Source organism: Pseudomaricurvus albidus (genome assembly GCF_018863235.1).
In the GTDB taxonomy this organism is placed as follows: Bacteria; Pseudomonadota; Gammaproteobacteria; order Pseudomonadales; family Cellvibrionaceae; genus Pseudomaricurvus; species Pseudomaricurvus albidus.
The window spans coordinates 35,089-51,852 of sequence record NZ_JAHKRS010000007.1; the positions used below are offsets into that span (position 1 = coordinate 35,089).

Here is a 16,764-nt window from a genome sequence, read left to right on the forward strand (position 1 = left end):
TGTTGTAAGTCGTCAGTCAGGAGATTGATGTCAGGCTCACGCAGGTCAGCCTGACATTGATCCGATTACGTTACTGAGACTTTCTGACACGTAAATACCATTCTGACAGCAGGCGCACCTGTTTCTCGGTATAGCCACGCTCCACCATACGGGCGACAAAGTCCTGATGTTTCTTCTTGTCAGAAGCCGAAGCTTTGGCATTGAAGGAAATAACTGGCAGCAGGTCCTCGGTATTCGAGAACATTTTTTTCTCGATTACGGTGCGCAGTTTTTCGTAGCTGTTCCAAACCGGGTTCATGCCATTGTTGTTAGCCCGGGCGCGCAGGACGAAGTTGACGATCTCGTTACGGAAATCTTTCGGATTGCTGATGCCAGCCGGTTTTTCAATTTTTTCCAGTTCTTCGTTGAGCGCTACCCGGTTGAGGATTTCACCGGTTTCCGGATCGCGGAATTCCTGATCCTGAATCCAGAAGTCGGCGTAAGTGACATAGCGGTCAAAGATGTTTTGGCCATATTCGGTGTAGGACTCCAGATAGGCGGTCTGGATTTCCTTGCCGATGAATTCCACATAGCGGGGCGCCAGGTGTTCTTTGATAAAGGTCAGGTATTTTTCCTGCAATTCGGGCTGGTATTGTTCCTGCTCGATTTGCTGTTCGAGCACATAGAGTAAATGAACCGGGTTGGCGGCAATCTCGGTGGGATCGAAGTTAAAAACTTTTGACAGAATCTTAAAGGCAAACCGGGTTGAAAGACCGGACATACCCTCATCGACACCCGCGGCATCCTTGTATTCCTGCAGGGATTTTGCTTTGGGATCCGTATCCTTGAGGTTTTCCCCGTCGTAGATCCGCATTTTGGAATAGAGGTTTGAATTTTCCGGTTCTTTGATGCGTGACAGGATGGAGAACTGAGCCAGCATCTTCAGGGTGTCAGGTGCGCAGGGCGCGGATGCCAGCGAACTGTTTTCAAGCAGTTTGTTGTAAATACGCACTTCTTCGGAAACACGCAGACAATAAGGAACCTTGACGATATAGACCCGATCGATAAAGGCTTCGTTGTTTTTGTTGTTTTTGAAGGTTTGCCACTCTGATTCATTGGAGTGCGCGAGAATGATGCCTTCAAAAGGAATTGCCCCCAGGCCCTCGGTACTGTTGTAGTTACCTTCCTGCGTGGCCGTCAACAACGGGTGCAGAACTTTAATGGGAGCCTTGAACATCTCCACAAATTCCATCAGTCCCTGGTTGGCACGACACAGGCCGCCAGAGAAGCTGTAGGCATCCGGATCATTTTGAGGGAAATCTTCCAGCTTGCGGATGTCCACTTTACCCACCAGTGAGGAAATGTCCTGATTGTTTTCATCGCCGGGTTCGGTTTTGGTGATGGCAATCTGATCGAGAATGGAGGGGTACATCTTGACGACTTTGAACTGGCTGATGTCACCGTTGTATTCATGCAGGCGTTTGACAGCCCAGGGTGACATGATGGATTTTACATAGCGTCGGGGAATGCCGTAATCCTCTTCCAGGATTTGACCATCCTCATCTTCATCAAACAAGGCCAATGGCGATTCGAATACGGGTGAACCCTTGATGCAGTAAATGGGTTCTTTTTCCATCAGCGATTTGAGTTTTTCAGCGAGGGAAGATTTGCCGCCGCCAACGGGACCCAGCAGGTAGAGAATCTGTTTCTTTTCTTCCAGCCCCTGAGCGGCGTGTTTGAAAAAAGAGACGATTTGTTCAATGCATTCTTCCATGCCGTAAAAGTCGGTGAAGGCTTTATAGCGTTTGATGACTTTATTGGAAAAGATACGACTAAGCCTGGGGTCTGTGGAGGTGTCGATGACCTCCGGTTCGCCAATCGCCATTAGCATTCTTTCAGCCGCTGACGCGTAAACTCCGGGATCGCTCTTGCAGAGATCCAGGTACTCCTGAATGGTCAGTTCTTCCTGTTGAGTGGCTTCGTAGCGTTCACGATAGTGGTTAAAAATGCTCATGGCTAAATCTCCTTTGACGGGAGGCCTACTTAGGTTAGACCGCGGGAAAGTAACAATACTCCCTCGATATAGGCCAAGCGTATATAACGTTATACCTCTTCGCGTAAAAACTGTTATTCCCTACTTGAAGCATAGTCGGAAAAAACAAAGTGTTAGCCAGAACTTATATTTTTTTTATGTAAATTTTTGTGTTTTTGCGAAGTCGTGGCCTGTGCCTGTTTTTGCCCCAATGCCTGTGGGATAATCGCCGAATCGTTTTTTGCCTGTTTGAATATTTGGCTTAACGCTGAAAACGTAAAAAACTGAACATAGCCGATCTGAAGTCGGGTCAGGAAACCGGATTGCAAAAATCAAAACGGCAACCCAACATAACGTACTTTTACGTTGTGGGGTAGTGAAAAGATCAGAAGGATAGCAAAAACTATGGCTGAACAAGCGTTTTCCAACAAGGCAAAAAGTAACAGGGTTCTGGTCACCGGAGGCGCTGGCTATATTGGCAGCCACACCTGTATCGAGCTGGTCGAGGCGGGCTACGAGCCAGTGATTGTGGATAACTTTTCCAACAGCAAGCCCAAAGCGATTGAGAGATTGTGCAGCATTTTGGGGCGTGAACTCACCGTCATTGACGCAGACATTAACGACCGCGGGGCCATGGATAAAGTCTTTCAGGAATATCCGGTATTGGCGGTGCTTCACTTTGCAGGTTTCAAGGCGGTCGGAGAATCCTGTGAGTTGCCGTTAAAGTATTTTCACAATAACGTCGCCGGCACCGTGGTGCTTTGTGAAGCGATGGCGGCAGCGGGTGTACATAATTTGATCTTCAGCTCTTCGGCCACGGTTTACGGTGATCCGGCCAGTGTTCCCATCGATGAATCTTTTCCGATTTCAGCCACCAATCCCTATGGTCGTAGCAAATTAATGGTTGAAGAGATGATGCGCGATGTCTGCCGAACACCGAACAGCCCCTGGCGAGTCAGCCTGTTGCGCTACTTCAATCCGGTGGGGGCACACGAGAGTGGTTTGATTGGGGAGGATCCTCAGGGTATCCCCAACAACCTGTTGCCTTATGTGGCGCAGGTTGCAGTGGGCAAGTTATCGCAATTGAGCGTTTTTGGAGGTGACTATCCCACATCAGACGGCACTGGAGTACGTGATTACATTCATGTCGTGGATTTGGCCAAAGGGCATGTAAAGGCACTGAATTTTCTGCTGAGCGCTGACGAGGGATGCTATACCCATAACCTTGGGACCGGTCAGGGTTACAGTGTGCTGGAAATTGTGAAGGCTTTTGAGAAAGCCTCTGGCAAGCCGGTGCCTTATCAAATTCAGCCTCGTCGTGCCGGTGATGTGGCGGAATGCTTTGCCGATCCCCGTAAAGCCAGCGAGGAACTGGGCTGGAAGGCCGAATTTGGTGTTGAGCGGATGATGGAGGATACCTGGCGCTGGCAGTCAGCTAACCCCAATGGCTTTGAGTGAGTGCCCCAATGGTTTTGAGTGAGTGCTCCGGCACTCGTTCAGCGAATTTCCTGTTCCCAGACAACCGTTTGAGGCAGGCTCGAAAGTAAGTACTTGCTATAGCGCTGCTCCAGTTTGTCACGCTTGATTTTCAGGGTCGGCGTCAGCAGGTCGTTCTCAATAGTCCAGGGATCGTCGCTGATGATGATGTGATCCAGCCGTTGATGCGACTCCAGTTCGGCATTAACCATTTCCAGAGTGGATTGCAGCTGCTTGCGGGTGCTTTCCGACAGACCTCTCGCCTGTTCACTGAGTACCGCAATGGCCAGTGGTTGTTTGCGCCCTGATCCCAGCACACACACCTGTTCGATGTCCGAATTGCGCGACAGCAGGCTCTCGATGGGCACCGGTGCCACGTATTTCCCCTTGGCGGTTTTGAACTGCTCTTTGACCCGCCCGATAATGCTCCAGGTACCATTGCTGTCCAGTTTGGCCCGATCGCCCGTGTGAAACCAGCCATCGGTAAACGCCTCGGCTGTGGCTTCGGGATTTTTGTAGTACTCCTTGAACACCGCATCTCCCCGTATCAACACCTCCCCTTCTTCAGAGAGTTTCATCTCCACGCAGGGCACTGGCACACCGATGGTGCCCAGGCGTGATCGATCAAACGGGTTGTTGCCGCAGGATAAACCGGATGTTTCGGTCATGCCCCAGCCTTCGGAGATGTTGATGCCCAGTCGTGAATACCATTCCAGTGTGCTCGGTGAGATGGGGGCCGAGCCTGAGCCGTACATCCGCACCTTATCAAACCCCAGCTCATGGCGAATCTTGCGTGCCACAAAATGGCCGACCAGTGGAATTTTCAACAGCGTCTGAAGTTTCTTGTCGGGGATTTTGGCCAGGATCTGGGCCTGAAACTTGGTCCAAAGCCTGGGTACGGAGATAAAAATGGTTGGCTGTGCGTGCCGCACGTCCTCAACAAAGGTATCCAGTGATTCGACAAAGAATATTTCCATTGAAATATAAAGGGTAACCAGCTCGACAACGCAGCGTTCAGTAATGTGTGCCAGCGGCAGATAGGACATGCAGCGTTCCTGATCGGTGCGGGGCTGGATATGTGCCGCCTCGTAGCTGGAAGAGGCCACATTCTGATAGCTCAATACCACACCCTTGGGCTGGCCCGTGCTGCCGGAGGTATAAACCAGTGTGACGGTGTCTTCCGGCAGGGGTTGGTGAGCGTCCTGCAGGGGTTCGTATTCTTCGAGCCACTGGGTGAATTGGACCTGCCCGCGGATGGTGGGGTAGGGATAAGTGATGATCAGGATGCTGTCGTCAAAAGCCTGCTCTGCGGCTCGGGTGTCGTCCAGCTTACCCACAAACACCGCCCGGGCACCACTGTGATCCATGATGTATCGAATGGTGTCGACCCCCGCGGTAGCGTAGATGGGCACACTGATCATGCCTGCCATCATGATGGCAAAATCCGTGATAAACCACTCGGCGCTGTTTTTGGCCAAAATGGCGATGCGGTCACCGGGACTAAAGCCCTGAGTCAGTAAGGCAGTTGCAATGATTCGGGCCTGATTATCCACCTCTGCCCAGGTTAACGTGTGCCATTCCCGGTCTACGGGCTGGTGAAGGTAGGGTTTGTCGGGATGGGCTGCGACATTCGCTGCCAGTTGTTCCAGGGGCAGTGTGTATTTCATCGTTTCTCTGCTGTTGTGTTGTCCAGAGCGAGTGGAGGGCTGCAGGGCGTGGCGTCGGACGAGTTCACTTTATATATTGAGACACTACAGTTCGCATGGTTATTGTGGTTCGCTGGTGCAAACTGTGAAAACTCACTTTCCACGGCTGCATCGTTATTTTGACTAAGTAGTTATTTAGTATAGAAAAACGATTGGCGCCAACTCTTGTCGCAGTTGCAGGGGGAGGGCTTCAGGCTGGTGTTTCGAGTTTTGTGCTGTGAAAGCGATTCAGGCTCAGGTGCATCAGGTAGATCAGGCAAAGTGTTATAAGCACCGCCACACTCAGGGAACTGAAACGATAGAGTGCGCTGTAAACCATATCGTGATCGGGAGCCAGGTACTGGGCAAACAGCACGATCACTGTGGTGATGGCGCTGAACCCGCCGGCAGAGACGCCACCTTCAAGCATGTGGTAGCGGGCAAAGAGCATGAGACTCAGCCACAGCGCAAAAGCTACAAATACCAGCTGGTTGGAATAGTTCATCAATACCAGCTGGATGATCAGCCCCAGATTGCAGCCCAGCAGTGTTCCCAGCGCCCGGTTCCAGCCAGCGGGTGCCGCACCTCGCCAGTTCATCGGAAACAGGATCAGTAACGTTGCCAGTTGCGCAGACAGGGAATCCCTTAAATCAAGGCACTGAAAGACGACAAACGACAGGGTCGCAATCATGGTCGACAAAAGGGTTTCGTGGCGAATGGCGCTGTGGCTTTTTTCAGTCTGCGGGCGGGCAGCCCGGGGCTCGACGTCAGGAAACACGGTGTGCATCAGTAAGCCTATGCCAATCGCCAAAAACGTGGCCACCCCATTGGTCATCAGCAGGTCGTCGATGGAAATGTCGGCATAGCTGGCAAAGTGCAGCGTGATGGAGGTGTTGACGACGCCCATGGCTCCAAACAGGAACAGCGGGCCTTTGGACATTTCCCGAAACATGAGAGCGAACAGTCCGGCGACCAGCAGGGTCATGGGTACCGGGTGATGGCCAAAAATACCATACACTACTGCGACAAAGACGGTGACAACCAGGGTGCTGCCAATAAACTGCAAAATAATGTGGCGATTGATGATGGGCACCAATCCGAGCAGTAGTGCCGGGGTTATGGAAAAAAACACCCCATTTTGCCAGCCCATCCATTTGCTGATGAAAAACCCCAGTGCGGTGCCAAAGGCGATACGCAAACACTGACGTAAGTCATTTTGACTCATGCTGTGCTTCTTTATGGTGAGGTGTGTTTTAAATCGACTCACAAGTGACGCGCCTAGTAAATGTAGTGCAGCAAGCTGAGTGTGTGGATTTGCAGTTTTCCGAGCCAGGCCATGGGGCCGCCGACGTGGTAGAGCTGAACCGTGGCGCGGGCTCCCGTGGGCAGTTTAAACAGATCGTCATCAGACTGATCCAGAGTCAGGTGGATGCGTTGTCTCTGCGCATCGCGCACCCAGCGGTCACTGGTCTCGGGAGAGGTCAGGTCGCCGGATGGACTCAGTTGTCCCGCGTAGGTTCCCGCGTCCATATCCATCACCCGAGCGCTAAAGGTTTTGCCGGGTAAGGCGTCAAACGTGACGGTCGCGGGTTCGTTAATCGTCATGTGTGAGAGGGATTTTTCCCGGAAGTCGGCGATCACATTGGGCGTGCCACCCACCAGCGCAGCCAGAGAGACCGACGCGCTGGCGTAGGCTCCCGGTCTCAGATGGAAGTTGGAAATGATGCCGTCCTGTTCGGCGCGAACCTGGGTATATTCCAGATTCAGCTCTGCCTGCTCCAGAGCGTTGCGAGCCCTGCGCAAGGCCAGATTGTCTTCGCCTGTGGCACCCCGTTGTACCTGCAGCTGATGTCTCTCGGCTTTCGCTACCTCGACTTGTGCCTGGGCGGTTTGGTAACTGGCGGCAACTTCTTCGTAGCTTTGCACCGAGACAGAGTGCTTTTCCAGCAGTGCATGAAGCCGTTTTTGTTCCAGCGACAATTGATGGGCGTTAACCCTGGCCGCCTCGATATTGGCTGTGGCTGCGGCTATGGAGGCATCCAGCTGCTGGTTGGCTTGCTGGACATTTTCCAGCTCCAGTCGGGCAGCCTGAACAGCGAGCTCGAAGGGCTTGGGATCCAGGGTGAATAACACATCACCGGCTTGGACGGACTGGTTGTTGCGCACGCGTACATCAATGACCTGCCCGCTGACCCGCGGTGCAACCTGTACAACGGGAAACATAATCCGCGCGTGGGGCGTCGCCGGTACCACAAGATCTGCAATCAGAAAGTAGACAAAGACGACAGCAAAACCCGCCAGTGAAATCTTCACCCAGCGGGCAAAAACCTGATCGGGAGTCATGGTTGTTGCTCCTCTCCAGCCGGCTTGCCTGTGTTGCGCAGGGCCTTGGCATTGCGTTCAATCACGATTAACACCTCGGCGAAGTTATTCAGTTGTTCATCCGTCAGACCGTGGGTCACGGCTTTGCGCACTTCGTTGACCTGAAGCTCAAGCTGGCGGGATACCTGATGTCCATGTTCCGTCAGCCACAGACTGTGGCTGCGTTTATCCGTGGGTGAGGGGCGCCGTTCCACTAAGCCCTGCTGCTCCAATTGGTTCAGCGTTCGGGTGAGGGATGGCATTTCAATGCACAGCTCCGCGGCCAGTTTTTGCTGGGTGGCACCTTCACCGATCTTCTCCAGGTTGACCATGACCTGCCAGCGGCTCTCACTGAGATTGTGGTTTTTGGCCAGTTCGTTGATGACATCCCGCCAAAGCCGTTGGGCTCGACCCATGGCTGCGCCGAGAGACGGTTTGAGTGTGGTGTGCAAATGAGGTTGGGTCATAATTTTATGTCGACTGGATAAAGTTGTTAGCTTGCTAACTATTATACAGGCCGATTTATAGTTAGCAAGCTAACTATATGTTCATGGTGAAGATGGCGAGATGTGTTTTCGGTGTGCGATGGTTGATTTTTATACAATTTGGGCTGGGGTTTGCTCATGCTTCGGGTATAATCCGCCGCTTAAATGACACACCAATATTGAGACGTACATGACCGTAGAAAGCTTTGATCCCAAGCACGTTGCCGATTCGCAAACCACAACGCTGGATTCGCCCGCCAAAATTCTGGAGGGGCAGCCCATGGGGGCGGGGCAGGCAGGCTCAAAAGTCGGTTTTGTCAGTCTGGGTTGCCCGAAGGCGCTGGTGGATTCCGAGCGCATCCTGACCAAATTACGGCTGGATGGTTATGAGGTGGTGCCCAGCTATCAGGATGCTGATGTGGTGGTGGTCAATACCTGTGGTTTCATCGACAGCGCCAAGCAGGAGTCTATGGACGCCATTGGCGAGGCCATGCGGGAAAATGGCAAGGTCATTGTCACCGGCTGTATGGGGAAAGGCAGTGATGCAGAAGCGATTAAGGCTGCCAACCCGGGTGTTATCAGTGTCAGTGGGCCTGCCGACTATGACCAGGTACTGGACTCGGTTCATAAAATCATTCCACCCTCGCCGGAGCAGCACAACCCGCTGATTGATCTTGTGCCGCCACAAGGGGTGAAGTTAACCCCGAAACATTACTCCTATTTGAAAATTTCCGAAGGCTGTAACCACCGCTGCAGCTTTTGCATTATTCCGGCCATGCGCGGCGACCTGGTCAGTCGTCCATTGACCGATGTTGTCACAGAGGCCAAAAAACTGGTGGCGGGCGGTACGCAGGAGCTGCTGGTGATCTCGCAGGACACCAGTGCCTACGGTATTGATGTGAAGTTCAAGCTCGACCTGGCTGAGGGACGTGAAACCCGCATGCAGGATCTGGCGGTGGCTCTGGGAGAGCTGGGTGTGTGGGTGCGCATGCACTATGTGTATCCCTATCCCCATGTGGACAAGATGATTCCGCTGATGGCCGAAGGCAAAATTCTGCCTTATCTGGATATTCCCTTTCAGCACGCCAGTCCGCGTATCCTGAAATTGATGAAACGTCCCGCTCACAGTGAAAAAGTGCTTGGTCGAATTAAAAAGTGGCGGGAGATTTGTCCTGACCTGGCGATTCGGTCAACGTTTATTGTGGGCTTCCCCGGCGAGACCGAAGAAGAGTTTCAAATGCTGTTGGACTTTCTGGAAGAGGCTCAGCTGGATCGCGTGGGTTGCTTCAAGTATTCCCCGGTCGATGGCGCTACTGCCAACGATTTGCCGGATCATGTGCCGGAAGACGTCCAGCAAGAGCGCTGGGAGCGATTCATGGAAACCCAGCAGCGAATCAGTACCGCCCGCCTGCAGCAAAAAATTGGTCGCACTCTGGAAGTGTTGATCGATGAAGTGGACGACGAAGGCGCCATTGGACGCACCTATGCAGATGCCCCGGAGATTGATGGGGTGGTCTATCTTAACGAAGAGTTTGATGTGAATGTGGGCGACCGGGTGCCGGTCATCATTGAGCATGCTGACGAATACGATCTGTGGGGAACGGTCGTCCGATAAGTCTGACTTTATACCGTCTCCGGCGAGGTGACGCATTGATCGATAGCCATTGCCATTTTGATTTTGAAGTCTTTGATGATGGGCGTAGCGAAACTCTGCAGCAGTGTGCTGCCGCCGGAGTGGATGGCGTCCTGATTCCCGGAACCCATCCCGGTCAGTGGGCCTCTCTGTTGGCGTTGGTGGCACAGCCCGATCTTCCCTGTAAGCTATGGGCCGCTGTCGGCTGGCATCCCTGGTGGGTCGCCGACAGTAATGCCGATGTAGAGCGGGAAGATCATCTGAATGAACACGGTTTCAAGGAACGTCTGGCACATCACCTGGGCAGCTCCAGTGTTGTGGCCATTGGTGAATGCGGTCTGGATGGCAGCCTTGACACGCCCGTTGATAAACAGCTGCCGGTTTTTGAATGGCAGTTACAGTTGGCAGAGGCATTCAATTTGCCGCTGATCTTGCACGCTCACAAGGCTCACAATGAGGTTTTGCAACAGCTCAGCCGCTTTAAACCTGCCGCTGGCGGAGTGATTCACGGTTTCTCAGGCAGTCTGGAGCTGGCACAACAGTACTGGCGGTTGGGGTTTTATCTGGGCGTTGGTGGTACCATCACCTACGAGCGGGCAAAGAAAACCCGCCGGGCGATTGCCGGTATGCCTCTGGACAGTTTGCTGTTGGAGACCGACGCCCCGGATATGCCACTCAGTGGTTTTCAGGGACAACCCAATACACCATTGCGTCTGCCTCTTGTCGCTCAGTGTCTGGCGGATTTAAAAGAACTGCCGCTGACTGAAATCCAGAAACAGACAGATCAAAATACTCGCCAGATTTTTGCGCTGTCTTGAGCTTTGAAATTATTGAATCACACTCTATGACGTTTAACAGTACTGCGTTTAAACAACAGTTTCCGTTATTTTCCCACGCTGAAAACGCTCAGCTGGTGTATCTCGATAATGCCGCCACCACCCAGCGGCCGCAGTGTGTTATCGATGCCATGAGTGACTTTTACAGCCGCTACAACGCCAATACCCATCGCTCCAGTCATCGCCTTGCACGCGCCGCTACCAGTATGGTGGAAATGGTTCGCGGGCAGGCGGCAGACTTTCTCAATGCCAGAGCCCACGACGAAATTATTTTTACCCGCGGTGCCACGGAAGCGTTGAATCTGTTGTCGCAGAGTCTGGCAAAAAACCTAAGGCCCGGTGATCAGATTGTGTTGTCAGCGGCCGAACACCACGCCAATTTGGTGCCCTGGCAAATGGTGGCGAATCAATACCAGCTGGAGTTGCGTTTTTTGCCGGATGTACAGGGCGAGCCGCAACTGGACAAACTACCTCAGCTGTTAAACGAAAAAACCAAAGTGGTGGCGCTGTCGGCTGCGTCCAACGCGCTGGGTTTCAGAATTGCGGTGGAGTGGATCAAGCCGCTGTTGCCAGATGCCTGTCAGCTGGTGGTGGATGCTTCCCAGCGATTAGCTCACGATGTGGTGGATGTGCAGGCCTGGGATTGTGATTTTTTGGTCGGCTCGGCACACAAGTTTTATGGCCCCACCGGTATTGGCTTGCTGTACGGGCGTGCCGAAAGCCTCGCCAAACTGCCGCCGTGGCAAGGTGGCGGTGAAATGATTTCACGGGTCACTCTCGAGAGCAGTGAATACGCAGCCGCTCCTCATCGCTTCGAAGCGGGTACATCGTCGTTGGCAGCCATTGCCGGACTTGGTGCCGCATTAACGTTTTTGCAGTCCCAAAACCGCGAGGCCATGGCTACTTACGAGTCGCATTTGAACCGCTATCTTCACAGCGAACTGACCCGTCTGACACAAACGCTGCCGATTAAATTGCTGACATCTCACAACAACAATGTGGGTATTGCCGCTTTGGTCTGCCGACCGGAGAGTTCCCTGTCGGTCAGTGATATCGCCGATTGGCTCGATCAGCACGACATTGCGGTGCGGGTCGGGCATCACTGTGCACAGCCGTTGATGGACAGTCTGGGACAAGCCGGCAGTTTGCGGGTATCTCTGGCGGCCTACAACAATCGGGATGATGTGGATGCACTGATCCATGCTCTGGAACGACTGCCGTTTGAATCCCGGGAAATCCCAGCTTCGTCTACAGAAGGAGGCGAATGGCTGGGTGATGACCTGAGCAGTGTGTCGTTGGATGAACTGGCAAATCAGCCCAGTTGGCAAAAGCGCTATCGGCAACTGACTCGCTGGGCCAATCTGTTACAGCCCAAACCCGAGATTCGCAATGAAACCAATCGGGTACACGGCTGTGAATCGGAAGTGTGGATGGTGCATCAGCAGCAGGGCGATCGTCACTGCTTTGCCATTGATACCGACTCTCGCGTCATCCAGGGCTTGTCAGTTTTGTTGTTGGTGTTGTTGGATAACCGGACGGCCGAGGAGATCCGGTCTGTGGATGTGAATCAAACGTTTGTCGAGCTGGGGTTGGAGAAATACCTCAGCGAGTCGCGCAGCAACGGTTTTCGCGCGCTGCTGGATCAGATGCTGGGGTATCTGAGCTGAGGTTTACGCTTCCGGTTGTTTTTCTCTGGCTTTCTTTTGAGCAAACCGCTCCAGTGCCCGGGAGACGGCGACAAAACCAAAGGTGGCTGTCACCATGGTGGCGGCGCCAAAGCCGCCGCTGCAATCCAGTTTGGTGCCCGCTTCCAGTCCGCTTTTGGCCTGACAGGTTCCGCCGTCCTGCGCCGGGTAGGTCATCTGTTCCGTGGAATACACGGCTTCGATGGAAAAGACGCGTTTGGGGTTACGGGAAAAATTGTGCCAGCGCCGCAGGGTGTTGCGGGTTTTGGCCAGCAGGGGATCATTGGTGGTGCGACTGAGGTCGCCGCTGATGATCTGACGAGGGTCGAGCTTGCCGCCGGCAGAGCCCACGGTGAGGATGATTTTTTTCTTGCGTTTGCAGTGGTTGATCAGGGCGGCTTTGACGTAAGCGGCATCAATGGCATCGATGACGGCATCGGCTGACGCTGGAATTAGCTCATCCAGATTGTCTGTCTCTAAAAATTCATCAACAGCGTGAACTTTCAGCTCGGGGTTGATGTCCCTGAGGCGCTCGGCCATAACGTCAATCTTCTGCTTGCCGATGGTGCTGCTCATGGCGTGGATTTGACGATTGGTGTTGGTGATGCAGATGTCGTCCATATCAATCAGTGTGATTTCACCGATGCCTGAGCGCGCCAAAGCCTCTGCGACCCAGGTGCCGACACCGCCAATGCCAGCCACCACAAAATGAGCCCCGTGAAACGCCCTCAAGGCAGTTTCGCCATAGAGGCGCGCAATACCTCCAAAACGCTGGAGGTAGGCCTCAGAAGGGCCGGAGAGGGCTGGAGACATGGCTGTTTCATTCATCGTATGTCGGTGGCTCGGTTGAAGATCTGGACAGGGCGCTGGCGCGGGATTCTATCAAAACCCACCGTGAACCCCTAGTCGGAATCTTGATGCCCCAATGGGTCATAAGAATCCATTCTTTAGAATGACTTGGTTGATCAGAATTGCTTGTTTTTCACGAGTTCAACGCTAGTATGGGCGGACCACAACAGCCTGTTGCGTCAGGGATGAGAATCCGTGCCGCTATACAGAGACTGTGACAGAATGACAGGAATTAACAGAAAAGCGATGAAAAACCACCGAAATACCCCCGCCCCCTTGTTTGAACGAATCCGGGATGTGTTCAAGCACGGGTTTACCATTGACTGGGTGACCGCCAGTTTTATCTCCATCACCCATGTGATTTGCCTGATTGCGACCCCTGTAGCTTATGTCTACGCGCCGGAAGGGTTCTGGAAAATCATGCTGGGCTGGACCCTGATCCATGCCTTGGTCGGCAGCTTGTCAACGACGGTTTATTCACATCGTCTGGTGTCCCACGGGGCGGCCAAGTATGTCAGCTGGCCTGTGCATATTGTGTTTGGTTTTATTGGCCAGGTGATGGCCATGCAAGGCAGTGTTCGTCGCTGGGCCGCGATGCATGTTATCCACCACGGGGTGGATCGCAGCGGCAAGCATGAGTTGGATCCCTACAGCGCGACCTGGTTCAAGAGCACTTGGCGTAATTTTGTCTGGTCGCACATGCTGACCTACTTCTTCCATCACCCGGATACCGCAGCTCGAGAGAAGGCTTACGCGGTGAAGAATTCAGCACCGCTGGTGTGGCAGGACAAACTGTACCTGCCGTTACTGGTGATCCTGAACTTCCTGCTGCCGCTGGTGCTGGGCTACTTTTTGACAGATTCTGTGGTGGGCGCACTGTGCCTGATGGTTGCCTCCATTGGCGGCTTTATCCTGGCACAGCATAATACCTGGACGGTCAACAGTGTGACCCATATGTGGGGTGTGACCAAAGGGGCGTTCAGTTCAGCCAAGAACAACTACATCTGGATGGGGCCTCTGGGTGAGGGTAATCATCACGCCGATCACCATGATTTTGCCCGCGATTACCGCAACGGCTTTGGCTGGAGCGGCTGGCTGTTGGATCCTACCCGTTACGTGATCCTGATGTTGCGGGGGTTGGGGCTGGTCAAAGGCCTGCAGCGTGCCACCAAGCGTCAGGAGGCTGAAATTATTGCCCGTCGCGAGTTGTATTACGCTCAGGTGAAGACCCAGCCGACTCGTTGGGAAACCTGGGAGGCCAGGCTGGAGACCTTGAAGGCAGAGTGGCTGGAAGCGACTCACCAGTGGGAGGCGTTCAAGGCCAAGCGCATGACTTTGAAGAGTATGTCATTGCCTAAATTTGAACTGCAGGAAAAACTCGATGTTCTGAAGGCCGAGATGGAAGTGGCTCGTCGAGCGATGAAAGCGCGCAAGCAGGCTTTCTTTGACGGTATTCACGAAATGCTGGTGATGCCCTGCCAGACATCGGCACAGGTTTAAGCTTCCTCCCAGGCTGCTTGCGGGGAGTTGCAGAGAGCCGGTGCCAACTGGGCAAAATCGAAAACAAAAAAAGAGCGGTAATCACCGCTCTTTTTTTAGCTGTCAAAGACTTAATGGCCTTTACGCAGCATCCATGGCTCCTTTGTACAGAGACTTGCGAGGTTGGGCAAAGACTTTTTCGATCATCGGGATAAAGAATTCCAGAGGCTCGCTCTGGTAGTCAGGGTCAAAGCTGTTCTGATCGTACATATGGCAGAAGTGCGCGCAGGCCTGGTAGTAGGGGCTGTCTTTAAATTGGTCGCGCAGGTTGGGGTCCAGACCCAGGTGCTCAAAGAAGTAGTAACCCTGGAAGATGCCGTGGTGCTTGATGATCCAGTGGTTTTCTTCTGAGACGTACGGCTCCAGCAATACGGCTGCAACATCCGCGTGGTTGGTTGGTCCCAAGGTATCGCCAATATCGTGCAGCAGGGCGCAGACGACGTATTCGTCATCGCGGCCATCGCGGTGGGCACGGGTGGCGGTCTGCAGGCAGTGTTCAAGACGGTCTACGGTAAAGCCGCCGTAGTCGCCGCGCAGCAGCTCCAGGTGGGCAACGATACGCTTGGGCAGTTCCTTGGCGTGATCGATCATATGTTCGGCAATGGCCTGCCAGTCTTCAGCAGTACCTTCAGTCATAGCGGTAAAATGCGCTTGTTTTGTAGTCATTATTATCTCCTCGACAAACAGGGCAAATGCATCGGCGGTTAATGCCGATGTTGAGGACACAGATTAGATCAACTGTACCAGCGAAACTGTCAGGTTGGAGACAGTTTGGCACTTTTCTGCAATTCAGAAGGTTTCCGGCCGTTACAACCGGAACCGAACTCTGAATACTCGTGCCGCAGGTCCCGCGGTCAGTGCTCCACGACCTGAATTTCCCGAAAGCCAATATCGTGTGCAGCCTCTGACGCGGCATCCAGCGAGGGGAAGTGACAGGCTTCGCCTTTGGCTGTGGTCAGGTGAAGGGTGCGCCCCCAGAGGTCGTGGCAGTCAAGATGCCAGCTGCCGTCCTGATTGTTGGGAATGGCCATCACATCACTCAGGCGGCCGATTTCGTAAAGGGTGCGCATATGTGGCAAATCCATAGATTCTCTCCTGTGGGTCAAAGGCCCGTGGCTATTATTGTCAGATGCCTGGTCGGTCATCTGGCAATAAGTATAGAAAGAAAATACGGAGTTGGCAGAACCTCTGGCACCCGGGGGGCGCAGAGGTCAAAGAAGGGATAATTCCAGGGTAATCAGGAAGTTACAGCGCCTGTCAGGCGAAGCGTTGCTCGAGATAGCTGATAATGTCCCCGGATTCGTACATCCAGCGGACTTTCCCTTCCTCTTCAATACGCAGGCAGGGCACTTTTACTGCACCGCCGCCTTGTTGCAGCTCTTCGCGATGCTGGCTGCCGGGCTTGGCGTCACGGACTTCAATTGGCAGATTCAGACGATGGATCGCCCGGCGTGTCTTGACGCAGAACGGACAGGCGTAAAACTGATACAGCGACAGCCCCTGGGTGGCTTGCTCTACCTGCTTTTGGGCATCTGGCGTACGTTTGAGTTTACGGGGGCGTGTGAGCCAGTCGATCAGGACAATAAGACGCCCCAATCCTTCACGTAACAGTTTCAGCAGCTTCATGAGCTTTCCTTTCAGGTGATTCTTGTGGGAGCGCATTATAACGGCCGTGGTTTTGACGACAAGTAAGAGGCGTTAATTCCGGATCAGCGTACAATAGGCCCAGGTAGCCCGGCATTGTGCCTGTGTGGGTGACCGCTCTGCCCCTGTCAGTAGGTGTGCCTAGCTAACTTATTGATTTACATGAATTATTAGATTTTAGACAAGTGTCCGTTGTAATACGGCACTCGCCTTGAAACCGTTGTATAGAGGAGTTCTTAGCCGTTATGCCTACAGCCTGCGCACGCCATATTCTGGTGAAATCCAAAGCCGAAGCGGAAAAACTGAAACAGAGAATTGCCCGCGGAGAGGATTTTGGCCAATTGGCAAAAAAACATTCCCTGTGTAATTCAGCCAAACAGGGAGGCAACCTCGGAGAGTTTCGTCCGGGTGAAATGGTCAAAGCGTTCGATAACGTGGTCTTCAAAAAACCGGTGCTGACGGTGCATGGCCCTATCAAGACCCAGTTTGGGTTTCACTTGATTGAGACCATCTACCGTGACTGAACCTCTGGTTGCGCTTACCAAACCCTGGTCACGGTT

Annotated in this window: 15 protein-coding genes; 6 read left to right on the top strand and 9 right to left on the bottom strand. The window is 53.3% G+C overall.

Features of this window, described 5'->3' with window-relative positions; genetic code table 11:
• Positions 1-70: 70 nt before the first annotated feature.
• Positions 71-1,993 (bottom strand): PrkA family serine protein kinase, encoded by a 1,923-nt coding sequence (locus tag KOI40_RS12265; protein ID WP_216097819.1) that lies wholly within the window; start codon positions 1,991-1,993, stop codon positions 71-73.
• Positions 1,994-2,416: 423 nt separating this feature from the next.
• Here KOI40_RS12265 and galE point away from each other — a divergent pair, with 423 nt between their 5' ends.
• Positions 2,417-3,469, top strand: a complete 1,053-nt coding sequence (galE, locus tag KOI40_RS12270) for a UDP-glucose 4-epimerase GalE (protein WP_216097820.1) — start codon at positions 2,417-2,419, stop codon at positions 3,467-3,469.
• Positions 3,470-3,507: 38 nt separating this feature from the next.
• Here the strand turns inward: galE and KOI40_RS12275 are convergent, their stop codons facing one another.
• The 4 genes from KOI40_RS12275 to KOI40_RS12290 form a co-directional block, all read right to left on the bottom strand.
• Positions 3,508-5,154, bottom strand: coding sequence for an AMP-binding protein (locus KOI40_RS12275; protein WP_216097821.1), 1,647 nt, complete (start codon positions 5,152-5,154; stop codon positions 3,508-3,510).
• Between the two features lie 229 nt (positions 5,155-5,383).
• Positions 5,384-6,397 carry a DUF2955 domain-containing protein gene (locus tag KOI40_RS12280; RefSeq protein WP_216097822.1) on the bottom strand — a complete coding sequence of 338 codons (1,014 nt, stop codon included), beginning with the start codon at positions 6,395-6,397 and terminating at the stop codon, positions 5,384-5,386.
• A 53-nt stretch (positions 6,398-6,450) separates the two neighbouring features.
• Positions 6,451-7,515: an HlyD family secretion protein gene (locus tag KOI40_RS12285; protein ID WP_216097823.1), complete on the bottom strand. Its 1,065-nt coding sequence runs from the start codon at positions 7,513-7,515 to the stop codon at positions 6,451-6,453.
• Entirely contained in the window at positions 7,512-8,000 is a 489-nt protein-coding gene (locus tag KOI40_RS12290; protein WP_216097824.1) for a MarR family winged helix-turn-helix transcriptional regulator, read from the bottom strand. The genes KOI40_RS12285 and KOI40_RS12290 overlap by 4 nt, the downstream gene beginning before the upstream one ends.
• A gap of 298 nt (positions 8,001-8,298) precedes the next feature.
• Here KOI40_RS12290 and rimO point away from each other — a divergent pair, with 298 nt between their 5' ends.
• The 3 genes from rimO to KOI40_RS12305 are packed head-to-tail and all read left to right on the top strand — an operon-like array spanning position 8,299 to position 12,154.
• Positions 8,299-9,633, top strand: a complete 1,335-nt coding sequence (gene rimO / locus KOI40_RS12295) for a 30S ribosomal protein S12 methylthiotransferase RimO (RefSeq protein WP_304504223.1) — start codon at positions 8,299-8,301, stop codon at positions 9,631-9,633.
• A gap of 35 nt (positions 9,634-9,668) precedes the next feature.
• Positions 9,669-10,469 (top strand): TatD family hydrolase, encoded by an 801-nt coding sequence (locus tag KOI40_RS12300; RefSeq protein ID WP_216097826.1) that lies wholly within the window; start codon positions 9,669-9,671, stop codon positions 10,467-10,469.
• 26 nt (positions 10,470-10,495) lie between these two features.
• Entirely contained in the window at positions 10,496-12,154 is a 1,659-nt protein-coding gene (locus tag KOI40_RS12305) for an aminotransferase class V-fold PLP-dependent enzyme (RefSeq protein WP_216097827.1), read from the top strand.
• A 3-nt stretch (positions 12,155-12,157) separates the two neighbouring features.
• Here KOI40_RS12305 and tcdA read toward each other — a convergent pair whose 3' ends face one another.
• Positions 12,158-12,985 (bottom strand): tRNA cyclic N6-threonylcarbamoyladenosine(37) synthase TcdA, encoded by an 828-nt coding sequence (tcdA, locus tag KOI40_RS12310; RefSeq protein WP_216097828.1) that lies wholly within the window; start codon positions 12,983-12,985, stop codon positions 12,158-12,160.
• Positions 12,986-13,267: 282 nt separating this feature from the next.
• On the opposite strand from tcdA, the gene KOI40_RS12315 reads away from it, so the two are divergent.
• Positions 13,268-14,521: a hypothetical protein gene (locus KOI40_RS12315; RefSeq protein ID WP_216097829.1), complete on the top strand. Its 1,254-nt coding sequence runs from the start codon at positions 13,268-13,270 to the stop codon at positions 14,519-14,521.
• A 120-nt stretch (positions 14,522-14,641) separates the two neighbouring features.
• Here the strand turns inward: KOI40_RS12315 and KOI40_RS12320 are convergent, their stop codons facing one another.
• The 3 genes from KOI40_RS12320 to KOI40_RS12330 all read right to left on the bottom strand — a co-directional run bounded on the left by KOI40_RS12320 (position 14,642) and on the right by KOI40_RS12330 (position 16,186).
• Positions 14,642-15,226 carry an HD domain-containing protein gene (locus KOI40_RS12320; protein WP_216097830.1) on the bottom strand — a complete coding sequence of 195 codons (585 nt, stop codon included), beginning with the start codon at positions 15,224-15,226 and terminating at the stop codon, positions 14,642-14,644.
• Between the two features lie 188 nt (positions 15,227-15,414).
• The gene (locus tag KOI40_RS12325) at positions 15,415-15,645 is read right to left on the bottom strand and encodes a hypothetical protein (RefSeq protein ID WP_216097831.1); all 231 of its coding nucleotides are present in this window, start codon (positions 15,643-15,645) and stop codon (positions 15,415-15,417) included.
• A 172-nt stretch (positions 15,646-15,817) separates the two neighbouring features.
• Positions 15,818-16,186: a glutathione S-transferase N-terminal domain-containing protein gene (locus KOI40_RS12330; protein ID WP_216097832.1), complete on the bottom strand. Its 369-nt coding sequence runs from the start codon at positions 16,184-16,186 to the stop codon at positions 15,818-15,820.
• A 263-nt stretch (positions 16,187-16,449) separates the two neighbouring features.
• Between KOI40_RS12330 and KOI40_RS12335 the strand changes: the two genes are divergently transcribed.
• On the top strand, positions 16,450-16,728 hold the full coding sequence (locus KOI40_RS12335) for a peptidylprolyl isomerase (RefSeq protein ID WP_216097833.1): 279 nt from the start codon (positions 16,450-16,452) through the stop codon (positions 16,726-16,728).
• Positions 16,729-16,764: the final 36 nt, after the last annotated feature.

What these genes read in the sequence shown, in the direction of transcription:
- galE (WP_216097820.1), top strand. Translation starts at nt 2,417, where the DNA reads ATGGCTGAACAAGCGTTTTCCAACAAGGCAAAAAGTAACAGGGTTCTG.
- KOI40_RS12285 (WP_216097823.1), bottom strand. Translation starts at nt 7,515, where the DNA reads ATGACTCCCGATCAGGTTTTTGCCCGCTGGGTGAAGATTTCACTGGCG.
- KOI40_RS12330 (WP_216097832.1), bottom strand. Translation starts at nt 16,186, where the DNA reads ATGAAGCTGCTGAAACTGTTACGTGAAGGATTGGGGCGTCTTATTGTC.
- tcdA (WP_216097828.1), bottom strand. Translation starts at nt 12,985, where the DNA reads ATGTCTCCAGCCCTCTCCGGCCCTTCTGAGGCCTACCTCCAGCGTTTT.
- rimO (WP_304504223.1), top strand. Translation starts at nt 8,299, where the DNA reads ATGGGGGCGGGGCAGGCAGGCTCAAAAGTCGGTTTTGTCAGTCTGGGT.
- KOI40_RS12305 (WP_216097827.1), top strand. Translation starts at nt 10,496, where the DNA reads ATGACGTTTAACAGTACTGCGTTTAAACAACAGTTTCCGTTATTTTCC.
- KOI40_RS12325 (WP_216097831.1), bottom strand. Translation starts at nt 15,645, where the DNA reads ATGGATTTGCCACATATGCGCACCCTTTACGAAATCGGCCGCCTGAGT.
- KOI40_RS12335 (WP_216097833.1), top strand. Translation starts at nt 16,450, where the DNA reads ATGCCTACAGCCTGCGCACGCCATATTCTGGTGAAATCCAAAGCCGAA.
- KOI40_RS12315 (WP_216097829.1), top strand. Translation starts at nt 13,268, where the DNA reads ATGAAAAACCACCGAAATACCCCCGCCCCCTTGTTTGAACGAATCCGG.
- KOI40_RS12275 (WP_216097821.1), bottom strand. Translation starts at nt 5,154, where the DNA reads ATGAAATACACACTGCCCCTGGAACAACTGGCAGCGAATGTCGCAGCC.
- KOI40_RS12265 (WP_216097819.1), bottom strand. Translation starts at nt 1,993, where the DNA reads ATGAGCATTTTTAACCACTATCGTGAACGCTACGAAGCCACTCAACAG.
- KOI40_RS12290 (WP_216097824.1), bottom strand. Translation starts at nt 8,000, where the DNA reads ATGACCCAACCTCATTTGCACACCACACTCAAACCGTCTCTCGGCGCA.
- KOI40_RS12280 (WP_216097822.1), bottom strand. Translation starts at nt 6,397, where the DNA reads ATGAGTCAAAATGACTTACGTCAGTGTTTGCGTATCGCCTTTGGCACC.
- KOI40_RS12320 (WP_216097830.1), bottom strand. Translation starts at nt 15,226, where the DNA reads ATGACTACAAAACAAGCGCATTTTACCGCTATGACTGAAGGTACTGCT.